The 20,642-nt window shown below is 32.2% G+C and carries 12 protein-coding genes; 9 read left to right on the forward strand and 3 right to left on the reverse strand.

The annotated features are described in order from the left end of the window. Positions 1-85: 85 nt before the first annotated feature. Together ACQ629_RS05325 and ACQ629_RS05330 are read right to left on the reverse strand one after the other, a co-directional pair. Positions 86-664, reverse strand: a complete 579-nt coding sequence (locus ACQ629_RS05325; RefSeq protein WP_483706909.1) for an anthranilate synthase component II — start codon at positions 662-664, stop codon at positions 86-88. A gap of 88 nt (positions 665-752) precedes the next feature. Continuing rightward, positions 753-2,144 carry an anthranilate synthase component I family protein gene (locus ACQ629_RS05330; RefSeq protein ID WP_483706910.1) on the reverse strand — a complete coding sequence of 464 codons (1,392 nt, stop codon included), beginning with the start codon at positions 2,142-2,144 and terminating at the stop codon, positions 753-755. A gap of 472 nt (positions 2,145-2,616) precedes the next feature. Between ACQ629_RS05330 and asnB the strand changes: the two genes are divergently transcribed. The 6 genes from asnB to mdh all read left to right on the forward strand — a co-directional run bounded on the left by asnB (position 2,617) and on the right by mdh (position 13,189). Beyond that, the gene (gene asnB, locus ACQ629_RS05335) at positions 2,617-4,281 is read left to right on the forward strand and encodes an asparagine synthase B (protein WP_483706911.1); all 1,665 of its coding nucleotides are present in this window, start codon (positions 2,617-2,619) and stop codon (positions 4,279-4,281) included. Positions 4,282-4,411: 130 nt separating this feature from the next. Further along, positions 4,412-7,864: a pyruvate carboxylase gene (locus ACQ629_RS05340; protein WP_483706912.1), complete on the forward strand. Its 3,453-nt coding sequence runs from the start codon at positions 4,412-4,414 to the stop codon at positions 7,862-7,864. Positions 7,865-8,053: 189 nt separating this feature from the next. Next, positions 8,054-8,815, forward strand: coding sequence for a hypothetical protein (locus tag ACQ629_RS05345; RefSeq protein WP_483706913.1), 762 nt, complete (start codon positions 8,054-8,056; stop codon positions 8,813-8,815). A gap of 276 nt (positions 8,816-9,091) precedes the next feature. Further along, complete coding sequence (gene gyrB / locus ACQ629_RS05350) at positions 9,092-11,029, forward strand: DNA topoisomerase (ATP-hydrolyzing) subunit B (RefSeq protein ID WP_483706914.1); 1,938 nt, start codon at positions 9,092-9,094, stop codon at positions 11,027-11,029. A gap of 82 nt (positions 11,030-11,111) precedes the next feature. Further along, positions 11,112-12,137: a DUF6588 family protein gene (locus tag ACQ629_RS05355; protein ID WP_483706915.1), complete on the forward strand. Its 1,026-nt coding sequence runs from the start codon at positions 11,112-11,114 to the stop codon at positions 12,135-12,137. A 125-nt stretch (positions 12,138-12,262) separates the two neighbouring features. Beyond that, positions 12,263-13,189, forward strand: coding sequence for a malate dehydrogenase (gene mdh / locus ACQ629_RS05360; RefSeq protein WP_483706916.1), 927 nt, complete (start codon positions 12,263-12,265; stop codon positions 13,187-13,189). Between the two features lie 205 nt (positions 13,190-13,394). Here the strand turns inward: mdh and ACQ629_RS05365 are convergent, their stop codons facing one another. Continuing rightward, a complete protein-coding gene (locus ACQ629_RS05365; protein ID WP_483706917.1) occupies positions 13,395-14,084 on the reverse strand; it encodes a cell division ATP-binding protein FtsE in 690 nt (229 codons plus the stop codon). A 125-nt stretch (positions 14,085-14,209) separates the two neighbouring features. Between ACQ629_RS05365 and ACQ629_RS05370 the strand changes: the two genes are divergently transcribed. The 3 genes from ACQ629_RS05370 (at position 14,210) to ACQ629_RS05380 (ending at position 20,639) form a co-directional block, all read left to right on the forward strand. Continuing rightward, complete coding sequence (locus tag ACQ629_RS05370; RefSeq protein ID WP_483706918.1) at positions 14,210-17,230, forward strand: tetratricopeptide repeat protein; 3,021 nt, start codon at positions 14,210-14,212, stop codon at positions 17,228-17,230. Positions 17,231-17,268: 38 nt separating this feature from the next. Beyond that, positions 17,269-19,050, forward strand: coding sequence for a hypothetical protein (locus tag ACQ629_RS05375; protein ID WP_483706919.1), 1,782 nt, complete (start codon positions 17,269-17,271; stop codon positions 19,048-19,050). Positions 19,051-19,202: 152 nt separating this feature from the next. After that, positions 19,203-20,639 (forward strand): M20/M25/M40 family metallo-hydrolase, encoded by a 1,437-nt coding sequence (locus tag ACQ629_RS05380; RefSeq protein ID WP_483706920.1) that lies wholly within the window; start codon positions 19,203-19,205, stop codon positions 20,637-20,639. Positions 20,640-20,642 lie beyond the last annotated feature (3 nt).

Genomic DNA, 20,642 nt, shown 5'->3' on the forward strand with positions numbered 1-20,642 from the left:
ATCTTGTCATTGCGAAGCAAATGATAATTTGCTGTGGCAACCTGTTTATCTATTAAGAGATTACTTCGTTGTACTCGTAATGACGTTACTTTTTAATATTATCTAAAAAATTTCTAACAATCTGCTCACCAACTTCTGTTAATATTGATTCTGGATGAAATTGTACTGCCGACATATTAAATACGCTGTGTTCAATTGCTTGAATTCCGCCATCTTCGTCTACAGCTGTAATGTTAATTTCTGTTGGAAAATTTTCATTTGAAGCAATCCAAGAATGATATCTTGCCGCTTGAAATTTTTGTGGAACTCCTTTAAAAATAACAGCCTCTTTATTCACAATTTCCATTTCTGTGGCAACGCCATGAAAAACTTCTCCCATATTTTCTATACTTCCTCCAAAAACTTCTGTAATTGCTTGTAAACCTAAGCAAACACCAAAAATAGGTTTTTTACCTGCATATTGTTTTATAACCTCTTTTAAAATACCTGCTTCATCAGGAATTCCGGGTCCTGGTGATAAAATAATGGCATCGTATCTATCTATTTCTTCAACAGAGATTTCATCGTTTCGATACACGTCAGGTAAATTACCTGTAATATCTTGTATCATGTGTACCAAATTATAGGTAAACGAATCGTAATTATCTAGTATTAATATTTTCATTTTTTATTTTTTTTGCGTTAAGGATTGAAACGGCATCCTTTTTATTTTTTTCAATAAAAAGATATAGTGGAAAGCCTGTTAAAACGCCCTAAATATTTTCTGCTAAAGTCAACGCTTTTTTTAATGCTGCTAATTTATTATTTACTTCTTGCAATTCTTTTTCTTCGTCGGAATGAATTACAATTCCTGCGCCTGCTTGATAATACAACACGTTATTTTTACTAACGAAAGAGCGAATTGCGATGGCAAGATTTACCGAACCATCTAAACCGATGATTCCGACTGCCCCACCATAAAATCCGCGAGATTGATTTTCGTAAGTATCAATTAACTGCATGGCTTTGTATTTTGGTGCTCCGCTTAAAGTTCCGGCAGGAAAAGTATCTCCTACAATTTCTATCGGGTTTCCTGTAATACTTCCTTTTACGGTAGATACTAAATGAATTACGTGGCTAAAATATTGCACTTCTTTAAACACTTCAACTTTTACATTGTCGGCATGTTTACTTAAATCATTTCTTGCCAAATCTACCAACATTACATGCTCGGCAGTTTCTTTTTTGTCTTCGGATAATTGCTTGCCTAGTTTTATGTCTTCTGCCATATCTCCGGTACGCCTAAAAGTTCCGGCAATTGGATTTATAATAGCTTTTCCTTCGTTTATTTTAATTTGAGCTTCAGGCGAAGAGCCCATTAATTTAAAAGAACCGTAATCGAAATAAAATAAATATGGCGACGGATTTATAGAACGTAATGCTCGATACACATTAAATTCATCTCCTTTAAATTTTTGTTGAAACTGGCGTGATAATACAAGTTGAAAAACATCGCCACGCTTACAGTGTGCTTTTGCTTTTACTACGTATTCTTTAAAATCATCATTGGTACAATTTGACGTTTCTTCTCCGCTAATTTCAAATTTTTGCGTATTAAAAGCCTGCGCTTCAATTATAGTTTCAATTTCTGAAATTCTCGATTCTGTTCCTTCCTCAATATTCTCTATCAGCGTCATTTCATCATTAAAATGATTGATTGCTATAATGAATCGGTAAAAACTGTATTGCATTACAGGTATTTTAGACGGCGCATCTTTTACATTTAACTGTATGTTTTCGAAATACTGAACGCTATCATACGTTGAATATCCGTATAAACCGTTAAATGACTTTAGTGCTGCAGGACAATCTAAAGCGATCGATTTTGAAAAACCATCAAACAAGCTGTAAAAGTTCTTATCAATTTTACTTTCTGATATTGTTTTTCCTTGTTTGGAAACAGTAAAATTATGATCCTCAACCTTCATCGTAACCACAGGTTCAATAGCAATAAAAGAAAAACTTTCTTCTTTACTATGGTAATCTGAACTCTCTAATAATAAAGTGTTCGCATATTTATCTCTAAACCGTAAATACAAACCTACAGGAGTGATAGTATCAGAAATTTTATTTTTTGTTATTGTGTTAAATTTTATTTTTCCCATATTAACTTGTCAGGTCGAGCGCAGTCGAGACCAATTTAATCTCTTTTCTTGTCTATAACCTCGACTGCGCTCGAGGAGACATTAATTTTATTGTTTAAAAAAACAAAAAAGGCTTATCGTGAGATAAGCCTTTCCTTTATAATATATACATATAGGTATCTTCTCACTTAACTATTAAGAGAGTTCCACCACCATATGTTGTTTTGTTTCATCATTATATGACAAATGTATAAAGTGTTTTTGGTTTAGCAAAATTTATTTCACTTTTTTAATGAAGTTGTTTTAAAGCATTATCGTTCTACATAAAAAAACAACATATTAATTACACATAACACCTGTTAACGTAATTAATATTTAAAACTTAAAGCATAAACTTAATTATTGTTTTTAAAAATAAACAATATGTCGTGATTTGCAATATAAATAAGAACTAAAAATTTCAATTTAATTGAGATAATAAAAATATAAAGTTATGTGTGGAATTGTATGTGCGTTTGATTTAAAAGAATCTTCAGAAGTTTTAAGGCCTCAGTTATTAGAAATGTCTAAAAAAATTAGACACCGTGGACCAGATTGGAGCGGAATTTATAGTGATGCTAAAGTAATCATGACGCACGAGCGTTTGGCAATTGTTGATCCTGCCTCTGGACAACAACCATTGTTTAGTGCTGATAAAAAATTAATTTTAGCAGCAAACGGAGAAATTTATAACCACAGAGAGCTTCGTGAAAAACTTGATGGATCGTATAAATTTCAAACAGCTTCTGATTGTGAAGTAATTTTAGCACTGTATAAAGAAAAAGGTGTTGATTTTATTGATGATTTAAACGGAATTTTCGGTTTCGCATTATACGATGTTGAAAAGGATGAATATTTTATTGCTCGTGATCACATAGGGATTATCCCTTTATATATTGGCTGGGATCAAAACGGAACATTTTATGTAGCTTCAGAACTAAAAGCTCTAGAAGGTATTTGTGCTAAAATTGAATTATTTCCCCCTGGACATTATATGTCTAGTAAAGACGGAAAGTTTGTGCAATGGTACAAAAGAGACTGGTCAGATTACGACGCTGTAAAAGAAAACGAAACAAGTATTACAGAGGTTAAAGAAGCATTAGAAGCGGCTGTGCACAGACAATTAATGAGCGACGTGCCTTATGGTGTATTGCTTTCAGGCGGATTAGATTCTTCAGTGATTTCTGCAATCGCAAAAAAATATTCGCAAAAAAGAATAGAATCTGACGATACCACTGAAGCTTGGTATCCGCAATTACATTCTTTCTCTGTTGGCTTAGAAGGTTCACCAGATTTAGCTGCTGCTCAGAAAGTAGCTGATCATATAGGCACCATTCATCATGAAATAAAATTTACTATTCAAGAAGGTTTAGATGCTATTAAAGATGTTATATACAACATAGAAACATATGACATAACAACAATTCGTTCATCAACACCAATGTATTTAATGGCAAGAGTTATTAAATCGATGGGTGTTAAAATGGTCTTATCTGGAGAAGGAGCTGATGAGATTTTTGGCGGCTATTTATATTTTCATAAAGCACCAAATGCAAAAGAATTCCACGAAGAAACGGTTCGTAAATTAGATAAATTACATATGTACGATTGCTTACGAGCTAATAAAAGTTTAATGGCTTGGGGAATTGAAGGTCGTGTTCCGTTTTTAGATAAAGAGTTTATAGATGTTGCTATGCGCATCAACCCGAAAGACAAAATGATTAACGGAGAGCGCATGGAAAAATGGGTTATTAGAAAAGCATTTGAAGATATGTTGCCAGAAAGTGTTGCTTGGAGACAAAAAGAACAATTTTCTGACGGTGTAGGTTATGATTGGATTGACACCTTAAAGGAAGTAGTTGACAAAGAAGTTACAGATGAACAATTGGCTAATGCAAAATTTAGGTTTCCTATACAAACGCCACAAAACAAAGAGGAGTTTTATTACAGAACAATCTTCGAAAAACATTTTCCTAGTGATACTGCCGCATTAAGTGTTCCGCAAGAGCCAAGTGTTGCGTGTAGTACAAAAATTGCATTAGAATGGGACGAAGCTTTCAAGAACATGAACGAACCATCTGGTAGAGCAATTATGAATGTGCATGACGCTGCTTATTAAAATATTTTCTTAACTGATTGTTAACAAACTATGATATTATAATTAAAAAAATAATTGACAATCCCATTAGCATTTATTACATTTATAGCGAATGTTCGCTAACTATTTTCTAAACATATCATAATTAAGAATGAAAATTAAAAAAGTACTTGTCGCAAATAGAGGAGAAATTGCTATCAGAATTTTTAGAGCCTGTACAGAAATCAATGTTAAAACAGTAGGTGTTTACACTTTTGAAGATAGGTATTCACTGCACAGATACAAGGCTGATGAATCTTATCAAATAGGAGAAAATGATGCGCCGCTAAAACCGTATTTAAATATTGATGAAATTATTAGAGTTGCATTAGAAAGTGGTGCCGATGCAGTGCATCCTGGTTATGGTTTTTTATCTGAAAATGCGAATCTTGCTCAAGAATGCGAAAACAATGGATTAATTTTTATTGGCCCCAAAGTATCTGTATTAAAATCTTTAGGAGATAAAATTACAGCAAAAGAGGTTGCTATTGCAAATAACATTCCTGTTATAAAAAGTAACGAAAAGCCTTTAATAAATATTGATATTGCTTTAAGTGAAGCTGAAATAATTGGATATCCGATTATGTTAAAAGCTGCTTCTGGTGGTGGTGGAAGAGGAATGCGTGTTATTAGAAAAGCCGATGAACTAAAAAGAGCTTTTAACGAAAGCAAGCGTGAAGCGTTAAATGCATTTGGAGATGACACCGTTTTTTTGGAGAAATTTGTAGAAAATCCGAAACACATAGAAATTCAAATTGTTGCCGATAATTTCGGAAACACAGTACACCTTTTTGAGCGCGATTGCTCTGTACAACGTCGCTATCAAAAAGTAATTGAATTTGCACCATCGTTCGACCTAAAACAAGAAATAAAAGATGCTCTTTACAAGTATGCTATTGACATTTGTAAAGCGGTAGACTATAATAATATTGGAACGGTTGAATTTTTAGTTGATGATGATGCTTCTATCTATTTTATTGAGGTAAACCCTCGTATTCAAGTAGAACATACCGTTACCGAAGTTGTAACTAATATCGATTTAGTAAAAACACAATTATTTATTGCTGGCGGCTATAAACTAGCAGATCAACAAATAAAAATACCAAATCAAGAAGCTGTAAAAGTAAATGGTTTTGCACTACAATGTAGAATTACAACTGAAGATCCGCAGAATGATTTTAAACCAGATTACGGAGAAATCACCACTTACAGAAGTGCTTCTGGTTTCGGAATTCGTTTAGATGCTGGTAGTGTTTATCAAGGCGCAGTTATTTCACCTTTTTTCGATTCGATGCTGGTAAAAGTTACCGCTAATAGTAGAACTTTAGATGGTGCCTGCAGAAAAGTTCGTAGAGCTTTAGCCGAATTCAGAATTAGAGGCGTAAAAACAAACATGCCTTTTCTTGACAACATTTTAAAACATGAAACCTTTAGAAAAGGAGAGGTTACTGTTAATTTCATTAAGCAAAACCCTGATTTATTTATTTTTAAAGCACCTAGGAATAGAGCTACAAAATTAGTTACTTACTTAGGAGATGTTATTGTAAACGGGAATCCGGATGTTAAAAAATTAGACCCAACAAAAACATTCGTAAAACCTATCATTCCTAAGTTTGATGTAAATGCTAGTTTCCCTAAAGGAACAAAAGATTTATTAACAGAGCTAGGTCCAGAAAAATTTGCTCAATGGTTAAAAAATGAAAAGAAAGTTCATTTTACAGATACCACGATGCGAGATGCACATCAAAGTTTATTAGCTACCAGAATGCGAACTTTTGACATGTTAAAAGTAGCAGAAGGGTACGCAAAAAACAATCCTGACATTTTTAGTATGGAAGTTTGGGGAGGCGCAACTTTTGATGTTTGCATGCGTTTTTTACAAGAAAATCCATGGGAGCGCCTACAGTTATTACGTAAATCGATGCCAAATGTATTACTTCAAATGCTAATTAGAGGTTCTAACGGAGTTGGATACACAGCGTATTCCGATAATTTAATTGAAAAATTTGTTGAGCAATCTTGGGAGAATGGCGTTGATATTTTTAGAATTTTCGATTCTTTAAATTGGATGAAATCTATTGCGCCATGTATCGAACATGTTCGTAATAAAACGAATGGTTTAGCTGAAGGATCAATATGTTATACTGGTGATATTTTAAATCCGAAGAATACAAAATACAATCTTAAATATTATACCACTTTAGCTAAAGACATTGAAAATGCCGGTGCTCATATTTTAGCAATTAAAGATATGGCTGGTTTATTGAAACCATACGCAGCTTTCGAGTTGATTTCAGCGTTAAAGCAAGAAATAAATATTCCTATTCATTTACACACACACGACACTTCATCTATTCAATCAGCCACGTATTTAAAAGCTATTGAAGCAGGAGTTGATGTGGTAGATGTCGCCCTTGGCGGATTATCAGGATTAACATCACAACCCAATTTTAATTCGGTTGTAGAAATGATGAGGTTTAATGATAGAGAAAGCAATTTAAATATTGATTCTTTAAACGAATACTCTAACTACTGGGAAACAGTAAGAGAATATTACTACCCATTTGAATCTGGCTTAAAATCAGGATCGGGTGAAGTTTTTAAACATGAAATTCCGGGTGGTCAGTATTCAAATTTAAAACCGCAAGCACAAGCATTAGGACTAGAAGATCGTTTTCATGAAATTACCAAAATGTATGGCGACGTAAATCACCTTTTTGGAGATATCGTAAAAGTTACGCCGAGCTCTAAAGTAGTTGGAGATATGGCACAGTATTTAGTAAGTAATAACTTAACTATTCAGGATGTTTTGGAACGAGGTGATACAATTTCTTTTCCGCAATCTGTAGTAAGTTTCTTTAAAGGAGATTTAGGACAACCTGTTGGTGGATTTCCTAAAGATCTTCAGAAGTTAATTTTAAAAGATCAAAAACCATATACAGACAGACCAAATGCGCATCTTGAACCTTTAGATATCGATAAAGAATATGTAGCTTTTAAAAAAATATTTGAAAATGATTTAAGCCGACCTATTGATATTACGGATTTCTTGTCTTATAAATTATATCCGAAAGTATTTACAGACGCTTATAATAAACACTTAAAATATGACAGTTTATTAAACCTACCGACCAAGAATTTCTTTTACGGGATGGAAAGAGGCGAAGAAATTGTTGTTGAATTAGACAAAGGAAAAACATTACTTATTACTTTAGACTCTGTTGGGAGACCCAACGAAGACGGAATGGTTACGGTTTATTTTAAAGTGAATGGTCAAGCAAGAGCTGTGCAAATAAAAGACGAATCTATAAAAATTAACAAAGTAGCACATATTAAAGCTGATAAAAATGAGCCAAAAGAAATCGGTGCACCACTACAAGGAATGCTATCAACAGTACTTGTTAAAAAAGGCGAAAAAGTAGTTAAAAATCAACCACTTTTTATTATCGAAGCCATGAAAATGGAAACAACTATTACTGCTACAGAAGATACCACTATAAAACAAATCGTTTTAAAATCTGGAATAATGGTTAACTCTGAAGATTTAGTAATTAAACTATCATGATAGTTTAATTACAACAAAGTAAAAACCTCGCTTTTGCGAGGTTTTTTCACCTTACAAATACGTAATATACCTTTATTTAAAAGCCAAATAACCCTTTATAAATATATGAAAATCAAATATTTATTTTTTTTATAATTATTACTTACATATATTTATACTTATTTTCACAAAACTAACCCCCCTAAGAAAATGAGTGCCCAAATATTTAAAAAGAAAATTTTACTTATATTATTATCCATAGCAACATTATTATCCTGTTTATATGCTTTTAATAAAAATTACGATTACAAAGTCGCAAATTCTAAGCTTAAAAAATCTATTAAAGAAAAAAAAGAGCTAGAAAAAGAACTAGAAAAAACAACAGCTAACTATAAAAAACTAAGCGTAAAAAACAAAAAACTATCTAAGAGAGTAATTTCAGAAATAAATAAAATTATCAACTTAAAAGATTCAGTAGATGAATTAGATAACGACCTAAGAAAGGATAAAGAAGCTCTTGCTAAAAAAACATACCTTACTAAAAAACTTTCAAATAAAATTAATGCTTTAGCCACCAAAGTTGATAAAGCTAAGTTATTAAAATTGAATATTGTTGAGGTGCTTACAATGAGAAAAAGAAATAACGGAAGCTTCACAAAAACGACTAACAAAAATAAAGTAGATGCTTTTAAAATTAGTTTTCATGTTTTAAAAAACGAGATAGCTAGTTCCGGAAAAAAACGAGTTTCTATAAAAGTTTTAGACCCAAAAAATAATATCGTTAACATTAAAGGCTTCGGTGAACCAGCCTACAAATATAGCAGTAAGTTAGTTGTAGATTACAAAAATGCTCCATTAGATGTTGTTTCACTTATAGAAGTGGATAGAAAAAATATAGAATCAGGTATGCACAAAATAATTGTTTCTATTGAAGGGCTTTCTGTTGTTAAAAAAAATATTTATTTACGTTAAAACGTAATTTTCATAAAAACTACAATTCAAAAACCTCGCTTTTGCGAGGTTTTTGAATTGTAGTTTTTAATACCATGCATTAAAAACAATAAAACCAACATTAAAGCCCTTTTTAGCTAATTTAAGCTTCTTTTTTATTTTTACATAAATTAACAAAAAATCACCTTCAACCGTTTAAACCTTTTATTTCTTATTTAATAAACGTAAATTTGTTAGGTTAAACATTCTGTTTTTAAGACTGTTTACTACAATTAAAATTTAATTAATTCACTTATCATGAGCGAAGAGAAAAAAAATAATTATGATGCTTCTAGCATTCAGGCATTAGAAGGGATGGAGCATGTAAGAATGCGTCCTTCAATGTATATTGGAGATGTTGGTATTAGAGGTTTACATCATTTAGTATATGAAGTTGTCGATAACTCTATTGATGAAGCAATGGGAGGTTATTGTGATACAATTGATGTTACAATTAATGAAGACAACTCTATTACAACGAAAGATAACGGTCGTGGAATTCCTGTTGGAATTCACAAAAAAGAAGGCGTTTCTGCATTACAAGTTGTAATGACAAAAATTGGCGCTGGTGGTAAATTCGATAAAGATTCTTATAAGGTTTCTGGTGGATTGCATGGTGTTGGTGTAAGTTGTGTAAACGCACTTTCAGACCTTTTAACAGCTACAGTTCATAAAGAAGGTAAAGTTTGGCAACAAGAATACTCTAAAGGAAAAGCTTTATACCCTGTTAAAACGATAGGAGAAACTGATTTTACGGGTACAATAGTTACCTTTTTACCAGACAAATCAATCTTTAAGCAAACGACTGAGTTTAATTACGATACATTGGCAACTCGTATGCGCGAGCTATCTTTCTTAAACAAAGGAATTACAATTACCTTAACTGATAAAAGAAGAACAGATGATGAAGGTAATTTCCCTGTAGAAACTTTTCATAGTGATGAAGGTTTACCTGAATTTATTAAGTATTTAGATTCTACTCGTGAGCAGTTAACTGCCAAGATTATTTCTATGGAAGGTGAAAAAAATGGTATCCCTGTAGAGGTTGCCATGGTTTATAACACTTCATATTCAGAAAACTTACATTCTTACGTAAATAATATTAATACACACGAAGGAGGAACTCATTTATCTGGTTTTAGAAGAGGCTTAACGCATACTTTAAAAAAGTATGCTGACGAATCTGGACTGCTTAAAAATGTAAAATTCGAAATTGCTGGTGATGATTTCCGTGAAGGATTAACAGCTATTGTTTCTGTAAAAGTAGCAGAGCCACAATTTGAAGGTCAAACAAAAACAAAATTAGGAAACAGAGAGGTATCTTCTGCAGTATCTCAGGCTGTTTCAGAAATGTTAACGGATTACTTAGAGGAAAATCCTAATGATGCAAAAATCATTGTTCAGAAAGTAATTTTAGCAGCCAACGCACGTCATGCAGCACGTAAAGCACGTGAAATGGTGCAGCGTAAAACCGTAATGAGTATTGGTGGTTTACCTGGTAAATTATCAGATTGTTCTGAAACTGATCCAGCACAATGTGAAATTTTCTTAGTTGAGGGAGATTCGGCAGGCGGAACAGCAAAACAAGGTAGAGATCGTAATTTTCAAGCAATTCTTCCATTACGTGGAAAGATTTTAAATGTTGAAAAAGCGATGCAACATAAAGTTTTTGAAAACGAAGAAATCAAAAACATGTTTACAGCTTTAGGAGTTTCTATCGGTACAGAAGAAGACCCAAGAGCTTTAAACTTATCTAAAATCCGTTATCATAAAGTAGTTATTATGTGTGATGCCGATGTAGATGGTTCGCATATTGCTACCTTAATATTAACATTCTTTTTTAGATATATGAAAGAAATGGTAGAGCAAGGTTATATTTATATTGCAACACCACCTTTATATTTAGTAAAAAAAGGACAGAAAAGAGAATACGCTTGGGATGACAACCAGCGTGATGTTATTGCTAAAAACATGGGAGGCTCTGTAAACATACAACGTTATAAAGGTCTTGGAGAGATGAATGCAGACCAATTATGGGATACAACCATGAATCCAGAATTTAGAACTTTACGTAAAGTAGTTATTGATAGCCCAACAGAAGCAGATAGAGTTTTCTCTATGCTTATGGGAGATGAAGTTCCGCCTCGTAGAGATTTTATTGAGCGCAATGCTAAATATGCAAATATCGATGTATAGTAAACTACTATAAACTAAAAAGCTCAATCTTAAAAGATTGAGCTTTTTTCTTACATTTGTCTAAAATAAACAACTTAGTAAAATGAAAAAAACAATTTTATCTATAGTAACTCTTTTCACTTTAGTTTTTGGTGCAAAAGCGCAAGAGTTAGAAACAATTCTTTTAGCAAAAGAAGACGCTTCTAAATTAACGAATGCTTATTTGAACCCAGCTATGAAAGGGTTAATTTACAGCATGAATAATGGCTGGTATCATACAGCTAAAGTCCATAAGAAATTTGGTTTTGATATAACAATTGCTGCAAGTGGCTCTTTTGTTCCTTCAAAGGATGAGGTATTTAATTTAACAAAATTAGGTTTATCAGATAATATTGATCTTAATGGCAATACAATTTCTCCTACAATAGCTGCAGATAATAATATTAACACACCTACTTTAACTTTTAACGGTAGATCAAACGACATGGATGTATCTGTTGACTTTACAATGCCAGAAGGTGAAGATGTAAATATAACTCCTACTCCTTCTATTCAGGTAGGATTAGGACTTCCTTTTAAATTAGAAGCAATGGTTCGTTATGTGCCAGAAGTTGGCTCTGACGATGTAAAAGGAGATTTGTTTGGTATTGGATTGAAAAAAGAAATTACAGGTTGGTTTGGCCCTTTAGATAAGTTACCCTTACACGTTTCTTTATTGGCAGCATATACAAACATGAATGTAGACTATACGATAGGTGATGTAGATGGCAACATAGAGGTTCGAAACGGTATTACTCAATTTAAATTAAACTCGTATACCATTCAAGCAATTGCTTCAATTAACTTTCCTATTATTAATTTTTATGGAGGTGTTGGTTATAATGGCGGAAACACTCAGTTAGATTTAAAAGGTGATAGTTTTGTTGCAAATTACCAATCTTCTAGTAACCCATTGATTAATGTTAGAGAAGACTTAGGTAAAAACCCATTATCTTTAAGTACTACAACCGGTAGCTTTAACGCAACTATAGGAACTCGCTTAAGCTTAGGTTTCTTTAAAATATTTGGAAGCTATACAATGCAAGAATATAATTCTGTAAATGCAGGTATCGCTTTTAGCTTTAGGTAAATTAAAAAAAATATACATATACAAAACCCCATTGAAATTTCAATGGGGTTTTCTTTTTATATCCATAGTCAAATCGTTATTTTTGTGCAACTTAAATTAATCATCACAATTAAATATATAAAAAAATGAAAGTAACAGTTGTAGGAGCAGGTGCTGTAGGTGCAAGTTGCGCAGAGTACATTGCTATTAAAAATTTCGCATCAGAAGTTGTATTAGTAGATATTAAAGAAGGTTTTGCTGAAGGTAAAGCAATGGATTTAATGCAAACAGCTTCTTTAAATGGTTTTGATACAAAAATAACAGGTACAACAGGAGATTATAGCAAAACAGCTGATTCTGACGTTTGTGTAATTACTTCTGGTATTGCTCGTAAACCTGGTATGTCTCGTGACGAATTACTAGGTATCAATTCTGGTATTGTAAAGTCTGTAGCAGCTAGCTTAGTAGCGCAATCTCCTAACACGATTATCATTGTGGTTTCTAACCCAATGGACACAATGACTTATTTAGTACATAAAGCTACCGAATTGCCTAAAAACAGAATTATAGGTATGGGTGGTGCTTTAGATTCTGCCCGTTTTAAATATCGTTTAGCAGAAGCTTTAGGAGCTCCTATATCTGATGTAGACGGAATGGTTATTGGAGGTCACTCTGATAAAGGAATGGTCCCCTTAACGCGTTTAGCTACTCGTAACTCTGTTCCTGTTTCTGAATTTTTATCAGAAGAAAGGTTAGAGCAAGTTATGCAAGATACTAAAGTTGGTGGAGCTACATTAACTGGTTTATTAGGTACTTCTGCTTGGTATGCGCCAGGTGCTGCTGTTTCAGGTATGGTACAAGCTATTGCTTGTGATACTAAAAAAATATTCCCTTGTTCTACTTTATTAGAAGGTGAATATGGTTTATCTGATTTATGTATCGGAGTTCCTGTGGTTTTAGGTAAAAATGGAATTGAAAGTATCGTTGAGATTAATTTATCAGATGCTGAAAAAGCGCACTTAGCTGCATCAGCTGAAGCTGTTAAAAATAACAATGCTGCTTTAAATTTGTAAGATAATTTTAAGCACTTTATTATAAAAACCCTGAGTATTTTAATTGCTCAGGGTTTTATTTATAAAAAAATATTATAACTGTGTAAGTTTTTTAAAAAGATTACGACTTAAGCTACGAGGAAGCATTTAGTAGTGTTTCTTTTTCATAGTTTTTCATAGCAATTTTCCCACTTCATTCGTGAAGTGGGTTTATTTTTTAAAAAAACTAAACTGTTTGCTGCTGCTGCTGTACTTCAAATAACTCTCCTCCTTCACACTTAACTGTTTTCTGTTTAAATTTAACAATTAACTGATAATCGTGCGTAGCCATTAGTATTGTTTTTCCGCTTTTATGAATCTCATTTAATAAATTCATTACTTCAAGCGATGTTTTAGGGTCTAAATTACCTGTTGGTTCATCTGCTAAAATTAACTCAGGGTCATTTAACAAAGCTCTTGCAATTGCAACTCGTTGTTGTTCTCCACCAGAAAGTTCGAATGTTTTTTTGTAGTATTTTTCTTTCATTCCTACTTTATCTAAAACCTCGTAGATTTTATCTTTCATTTCGGTTTTATCTTTCCATCCAGTAGCTTTTAAAACAAATTCTAAGTTTTCAAAAACGTTTCTATCATTTAAAAGTTTAAAATCCTGAAAAACAATTCCTAATTTTCTTCTTAAAAAAGGAATTTCATTCTCTTTCATTTTCTTTAAATCGAAACCTACAATTTCACCCAAACCTCTTTGTAAACGCAAATCGCCATACAGGGTTTTTAACAAGCTACTTTTTCCGCTTCCTGTCTTTCCTATCAAGTAATAAAAATCCCCTTTATTTAATCTGAAGTTAATTTTTGATAATACTAAGTTGTCTTGCTGATAAATATCAGCATTTTCAAGATGTAAAACAGGTCTTTCCATATATCGATTCGTTTTTACAAATCTAAAATTTTATTACTTAATTCTATAACATTTCTTATTTTTGATGTATTGTTTACCAACAAAAACAAAAAAGGTACGTTATACCTTTTAGATAACTAAAATATATGAGATTTATTTGTTATAAAAAAAGCTGTTATTTATTGTTTTTAATCGCTTTTTCAACAACTACAATAGCACAAGAGTCTGCTATTAATTCAGAGATTACATCTGATTACCACAAAGCTATAAAACTATACAACAACAAAGCGTACGCTGCTGCACAAGAACTGTTTAGTGATGTTTCTAAAAGTGCTAGTCAACATGAAAATCGAAAAGCTGATGCCGATTATTATGATGCAATGTGTGCTATAAAACTAATACAAGATGATGCTGACAATAAAGTGTTAGAGTTTGTAAAAAACTACCCTTATAATAACAAAAAGGAGAAAGCTTTTATAAATGTAGGTAACTATTATTTTGCAAATAGAAAAGCTGCGCACGCATTAAAATGGTATCAAAAGGTAAATGACAAATTATTAAGTCAACCTGAAAGAGATCAGTTAAACTATAAGATGGGATATGCTTTATTGGTATCTAATTATTTAAAAGATGCTAAATCTCGTTTTCAAACATTACTTGGAAATCCTATTTATGGTAACGATGCACGTTATTACTTTGGATATATTGCTTACAAACAAGAAAACTTTGGTGAGGCCGAAGATAATTTAAGTCAGTTAGCAAACGATGCCACTTACCAAGCAAAAGCAAATTACTATATTTTAGATATTAGTTTTAAAGCTGGGCGTTTTGATAAATCTGTAAAAATTGGAGAAAACCTTTTAAAAGAATCAAAAGATGAAAAAGAGATTTCTCAGGTTTCTAAAATAATTGGGGAGAGTTATTTTAATCTTAAAAAATACGATCAGGCAATTCCATATTTAACAGCGTATGAAGGTAAAAATGGTAAGTGGACTAATACCGATTATTATTATTTAGGTTACGCTTATTATCAGCAAAAAAACTACGAAGAGGCTATTGGTAATTTTAATAAAATTATTGGCGGTAACAATAAAGTTGCTCAGAATGCTTATTATCATTTAGGTGAATGTTATTTAGAATTACAAAAAAAACCAGCAGCTTTAAACGCATTTAAAAATGCAAGCGAAATGGAATTTGATCTTAAAATAACGGAAAGTGCTTCATTAAGTTATGCCAAATTGAGTTACGAACAAGGAAATCCGTACGAGAGTGTTCCTGTTGTTTTAAAAGGATTTTTAGCAAAATACCCAAACTCACCAAATGCACCTGAAATAAACGAATTACTAATCACCTCTTATTTGCATCAACAAGACTACCAGGGTGCTTTAGATTATTTAAGTAATGTAAAGTCTTTAGAAAACGACAACATTGCAAATGAAGTATCATTGTACAGAGGTATTCAGTTATTTAATGAAAATAAATTAGCAGATGCTAAACCTTATTTTCACAAGGCAACTCTTTCTGAAAACGACACAATTAATAATAAAGGGAATTTTTGGTTCGCTGAAACAGCATACTTATTAGGTAATTATGACAAAGCCTTAACCAGCTTTTTATTAATTACCAACAAAGATTTAGAGGACACAAAAAAACTAGATTATAATATTGCCTACACCTATTTTAAACAAAAAAAATATGAAAATGCTGCCAAATATTTTCAGAAATTTTTAGATATCAAAATAGATAATAATGATTTAAATGACGATGCTTCAAGTAGACTAGGAGATTCTTTTTATGCTTCTAAAAACTACTTAAAAGCAATTAACGCTTATAAAAAAGTAATTAACGAAGGCGGTGTAGGTGCAGATTACGCACAATACCAAACAGCCATGAGTTATGGATTTATGGGGCAAAATGACACGAAAATTAAAAGCTTACAAACCCTTATTAACGATTACGTAGGCTCTCAATTACAAGACGATGCTTTGTTTCAGTTAGCAACAACATATACTGCAACAAACAACACAGTAAAGGCTCAGAAAACTTACAATCGTTTATTATCTGAGCATTCTAATAGTAACTATATTCCTAATGTTCTTTTACGTCAAGGACTGTTGTACTATAACGGTAATCAAAATAAAAAAGCTTTAGAAAAGTATAAAGAAGTTGTTGCGAAACATCCTAACTCTAAAGAAGCTAAACAAGCTGTTACCAATGTTAAAAACGTATATATTGATATTGGTAAAGTTGATGAATATGCGGTTTGGGTTAAAAACGTAAAATTTATAAATGTTACAGGTGCAGAGCTAGACAATGCTACTTATCAATCTGCAGAAAACAAATTTTTAGAAAACGATACAGCAAGGGCAATAGAAGGATTCAATAAATATCTTTTAACTTTCCCTAACGGATTACATGCTTTAAAATCTCATTTCTACTTAGCGCAATCGTATAATAACAACAAGCAGTTTAAAAACGCAGTGCCACACTACACCTATGTTGTAGATCAAAATAAAAGCGAATTTTCTGAAGAATCATTAACCAAACTTGCTAATATATATTTAGAAGAAGAAAACTGGGATAAAGGAATACAACTTTTAAAGCAATTAGAAACCATTGCTAATTATCCGCAGAACATAACCTTTGCGCAAAGTAATTTAATGAAAGGGTATTATAACAAAAAAGAATACTCAAACGCAATTACCTATGCAGAGAAAGTTTTAGCAACCGACAAAATAGATACAAACATAGCTGAAGATGCAAAAATAATCTTTGCGCGCTCTGCTTTTAAAACGAATGATTTTTTAACAGCTGAAGAGTTTTTTAATGAAGTTAGCAAAAAAGCTACTGGCGAACTAAAAGCTGAAAGCTTGTATTACAATGCGTTCTTTTTAAATGAAAATAAAGATTATGAAGCATCTAATAAAGCAGTGCAAAATTTAATAGCCAATTACTCTTCATACAAATACTGGGGAGTTAAAAGTTACATTGTAATGGCTAAAAATTATTACGCTTTAAAAGATGCCTACCAAGCAACTTACATCTTAGAAAACATTATTAAGAATTTTACGCAGTACAAAGATGTTACAGAAGAAGCTACAAACGAGCTTCGTTCTATAAAAAATAAAGAAGCAAAAACAAACGAATCGGTAACTACCCAAAACTAAATTTGTTAAACACAAAAAAAAGTTCAATGATTATATCAATGAAGAAGCACTTAGGTTTATTTGTGTTGTTTGCAATATCAATTGCAAATGCACAAGAAAAGAAAACCACTGAAAAAGCGAAAGACACTATTATAAAAACTGAGGTAGTTAATGTAGTTACCTCATATGTACCTAAAATTACTGATGCTTTTAAAATAAAGCAAAAACCAATTATAAAACACACAAAAGAAACACAGAAAAAAGAATTAAAATACACCATATTTTCAGTTCCTGTTGCCTCTACCTTTATCCCCAAAAGTGGCGTAATGAAAAAGGTAGACTTAGGAAAAAGAGAGCATTTATTCCCTAATTACTTATCCGTTGGTTTCGGAAATAAAATAGCTCCTTTTTTAGAAGCTTACGTAAGAAGAAACGAAAGTTACGATAGTGAGTTCGGAGCCCATTTAAAATTTATTCTCTCTGCTGATCCTGTTGAAAAAACAGTTCTTAGCAGTACATATTACGACATGGGTTTAAACTTGTTTTATGCACAACAAGAACGTTATTCAAATTGGAGAGCAGGCATAAGTGCAGAACGAAACAAGCATAATTGGTATGGTTTGCCTACAAACATACCTTTTACTAACGCTACTATTAGTAATATTGAAGAAGAACAAGCATATACTTTTTTTAAAGTTTTTGGAACCATTAAATTCGATGATTCTTATCTTGACGAAACAAATGGTAGTATTTCATTTTTTACAGATGCATTAAGTAGTAATGAGTTTTTAATTGATGGAAATGCTAAATTCAAATTTCCTCTAAATACTTTTCACCGTCAGTTAAATGATTTATATATAAACACAACATTAAGCTATTTAGGTACTAAATTTGAAAAAAACTACGAAACTCAAGTCGAGTTAAAACATAGTTTTGCCACTGCAGGTATTCACCCAACATATAATTTTAAAGTACAAGACTTAGCTATAAAAATAGGAGCAAAAACGTATGTTTCTTTAGACTTAGAGAACAACGAAACTAATTTCTTTGCGTATCCTGATCTAGAAATATCATATCCTATTGTAAACGATTTTGCAAGCGTTTTTATTGGTGCTTCAGGAGATTTAGAAACAAACACTTACAAATCATTATCAACAAAAAATCCGTACATCTCTCCTACTCAAAACCTACAGCAAACCAATAAGAAATATGATGTCTTTGCCGGAATAAGAGGTAAGTTAGATTTTCAGTTTAGCTATAATTTTAAAGCAAGTTATGCCGATATTGAAAACAATGCTTTTTTTGCTTTAAACCAATCAAAATCTAACGGAAATAATATTGCAGGAACAGATGCTTTTTCTTTCTTCGGATATGATTACGGAAACTCATTTAACACCACATACGACGATATTAAACGAGTATCTTTCTTTGGTGAAGTTGCTTTCGACGGAATTAAAAACTTAAGTGTAGGCTTAAACGGTCAATTCAATAAATTTACAGTAACAAACGAATTAGAAGCTTGGAATGCTCCAAAAATAAAAGGAGAGCTATTCGGAACTTATAAAACAGCGAAATGGTATGCAGGTGCTAACTTCTTTTTTGTCGGCCAACGAAAAGGAAAACTATACGATGTTTTACCTTTGCAAACTTTTTCAACCATAAACCTAGATGGTTATTTTGACATTAATTTTAATGGTGGATACCATTTTGACGACTCGTTTTCTGTCTTTTTAAACCTTAATAATGTACTCAATAACAGCTATCAAAGATTTAATAATTTTAATGTACAAGGTTTCCAAGCAATGGGAGGTTTAACTTGGAAATTTGATTCACTTTTCTAAGAAAAACAATCTAAATATAATTAAGCCTAACTATTTACAAAGAATAGTTAGGCTTAACTTAAAGTAAACAACTACAAATCAAAATCTTTACGATCACTTTACGATTAAAAATATAAAACTTACATTTATGGCACTTTAAAACAGTGTCATAAATGAAAAAAATATCTCTTTTATTAATTTCAGGGTTGTTTGTAATTTCTTGTAAAACAGAAAAAAAAGAAACCCCTTTAACTTCTAATGTTTTTTCTGCTGAAGAAAAAATAGATTCAACTCAAATAAAAAACTTATTCAACGCCGCCTTAATCGAAGGGAAATCGCACGAATGGTTACGAGACTTAACTACAAATGTAGGTAGCCGTTTATCTGGTTCTGAAGGAGCAGTAAAGTCTGTTATTTGGAGCGAAAAATTAATGAAAGAAGTTGGTTTAGACTCTGTTTGGTTGCAACCAGTTATGGTACCACATTGGGTTCGTGGAGAAAAAGAAGTTGCAAATTATAGCTTTAACGGGGCAGAAGTTAATGTTCCTGTTTGTGCGATAGGGGGTTCTATTGCAACACCAAATAGCGGAATTACAGCAGAAGTTATTGAAGTAAAAAGTTTAGAAGAAGCTGAAAAATTAGGAGATAAAGCCAAGGGTAAAATAGTTTTCTTTAATGGTGCTTTTGATAATACTTTAATTCACACTTTTAAAGCTTACGGCGGATGTGTTGGTCAGCGTTTTGGAGGAGCAGCAGCAGTTGGTAAATTCGGCGCAAAAGCAGTTATCGTTCGTTCTATGACAAACGGAATAGATGATTATCCTCATACCGGATCAATGGGTTATGGAGACATTCCTAAATCAGAATATATTCCTTCGGCTGCAATTAGCTCAAGAGCTGCCGAAAACTTAAGCAAGCATTTAAAAGAAAACCCAACACTTAAGTTTTACTTAAAACAAAGCTGTGAAACACTGCCAGACGCTCCTTCACACAATGTTGTTGGTGAAATTAAAGGAAGTGAAAATCCTGATAAAATTATGGTTATTGGTGGGCATTTAGATTCTTGGGATTTAGGTGATGGCGCTCATGACGACGGAACAGGAATTGTACAATCGTTAGAAGTAGCTTACTTATTAAAAAAGAACAACATCAAACCTAAAAACACTATTCGTATTGTATTTTTCATGAATGAAGAAAACGGTTTGCGTGGTGCTACAGAATATGCGCGTTTAGCAAAACTGAACAACGAAAATCATATTGGTGCTTTAGAATCTGATTCTGGAGGTCATACACCTAGAGGTTTCTCTATCGATGCCAATGACAAGAACCTTCAATTATTACAAAGCTGGAAAAGATTATTAGCTCCTTACGGATTACATGATATTACAGCAGGCGGAAGTGGCGCTGATATTGGTCCTTTAAAAGATGAGCACGTTACCTTGGTTGGATACCGACCAGATTCTCAACGTTATTTTGATTATCACCATGCTGCTAGCGATACTTTCGATAAAGTTAATAAACGTGAGCTGGAGTTAGGAAGTGCATCAATGGCAAGTATTGTATATTTAATGGACAAGTATTTATATAATAACGAAACCATAAAACCATAACGG

The organism is Tenacibaculum sp. SM2510 (genome assembly GCF_057002845.1).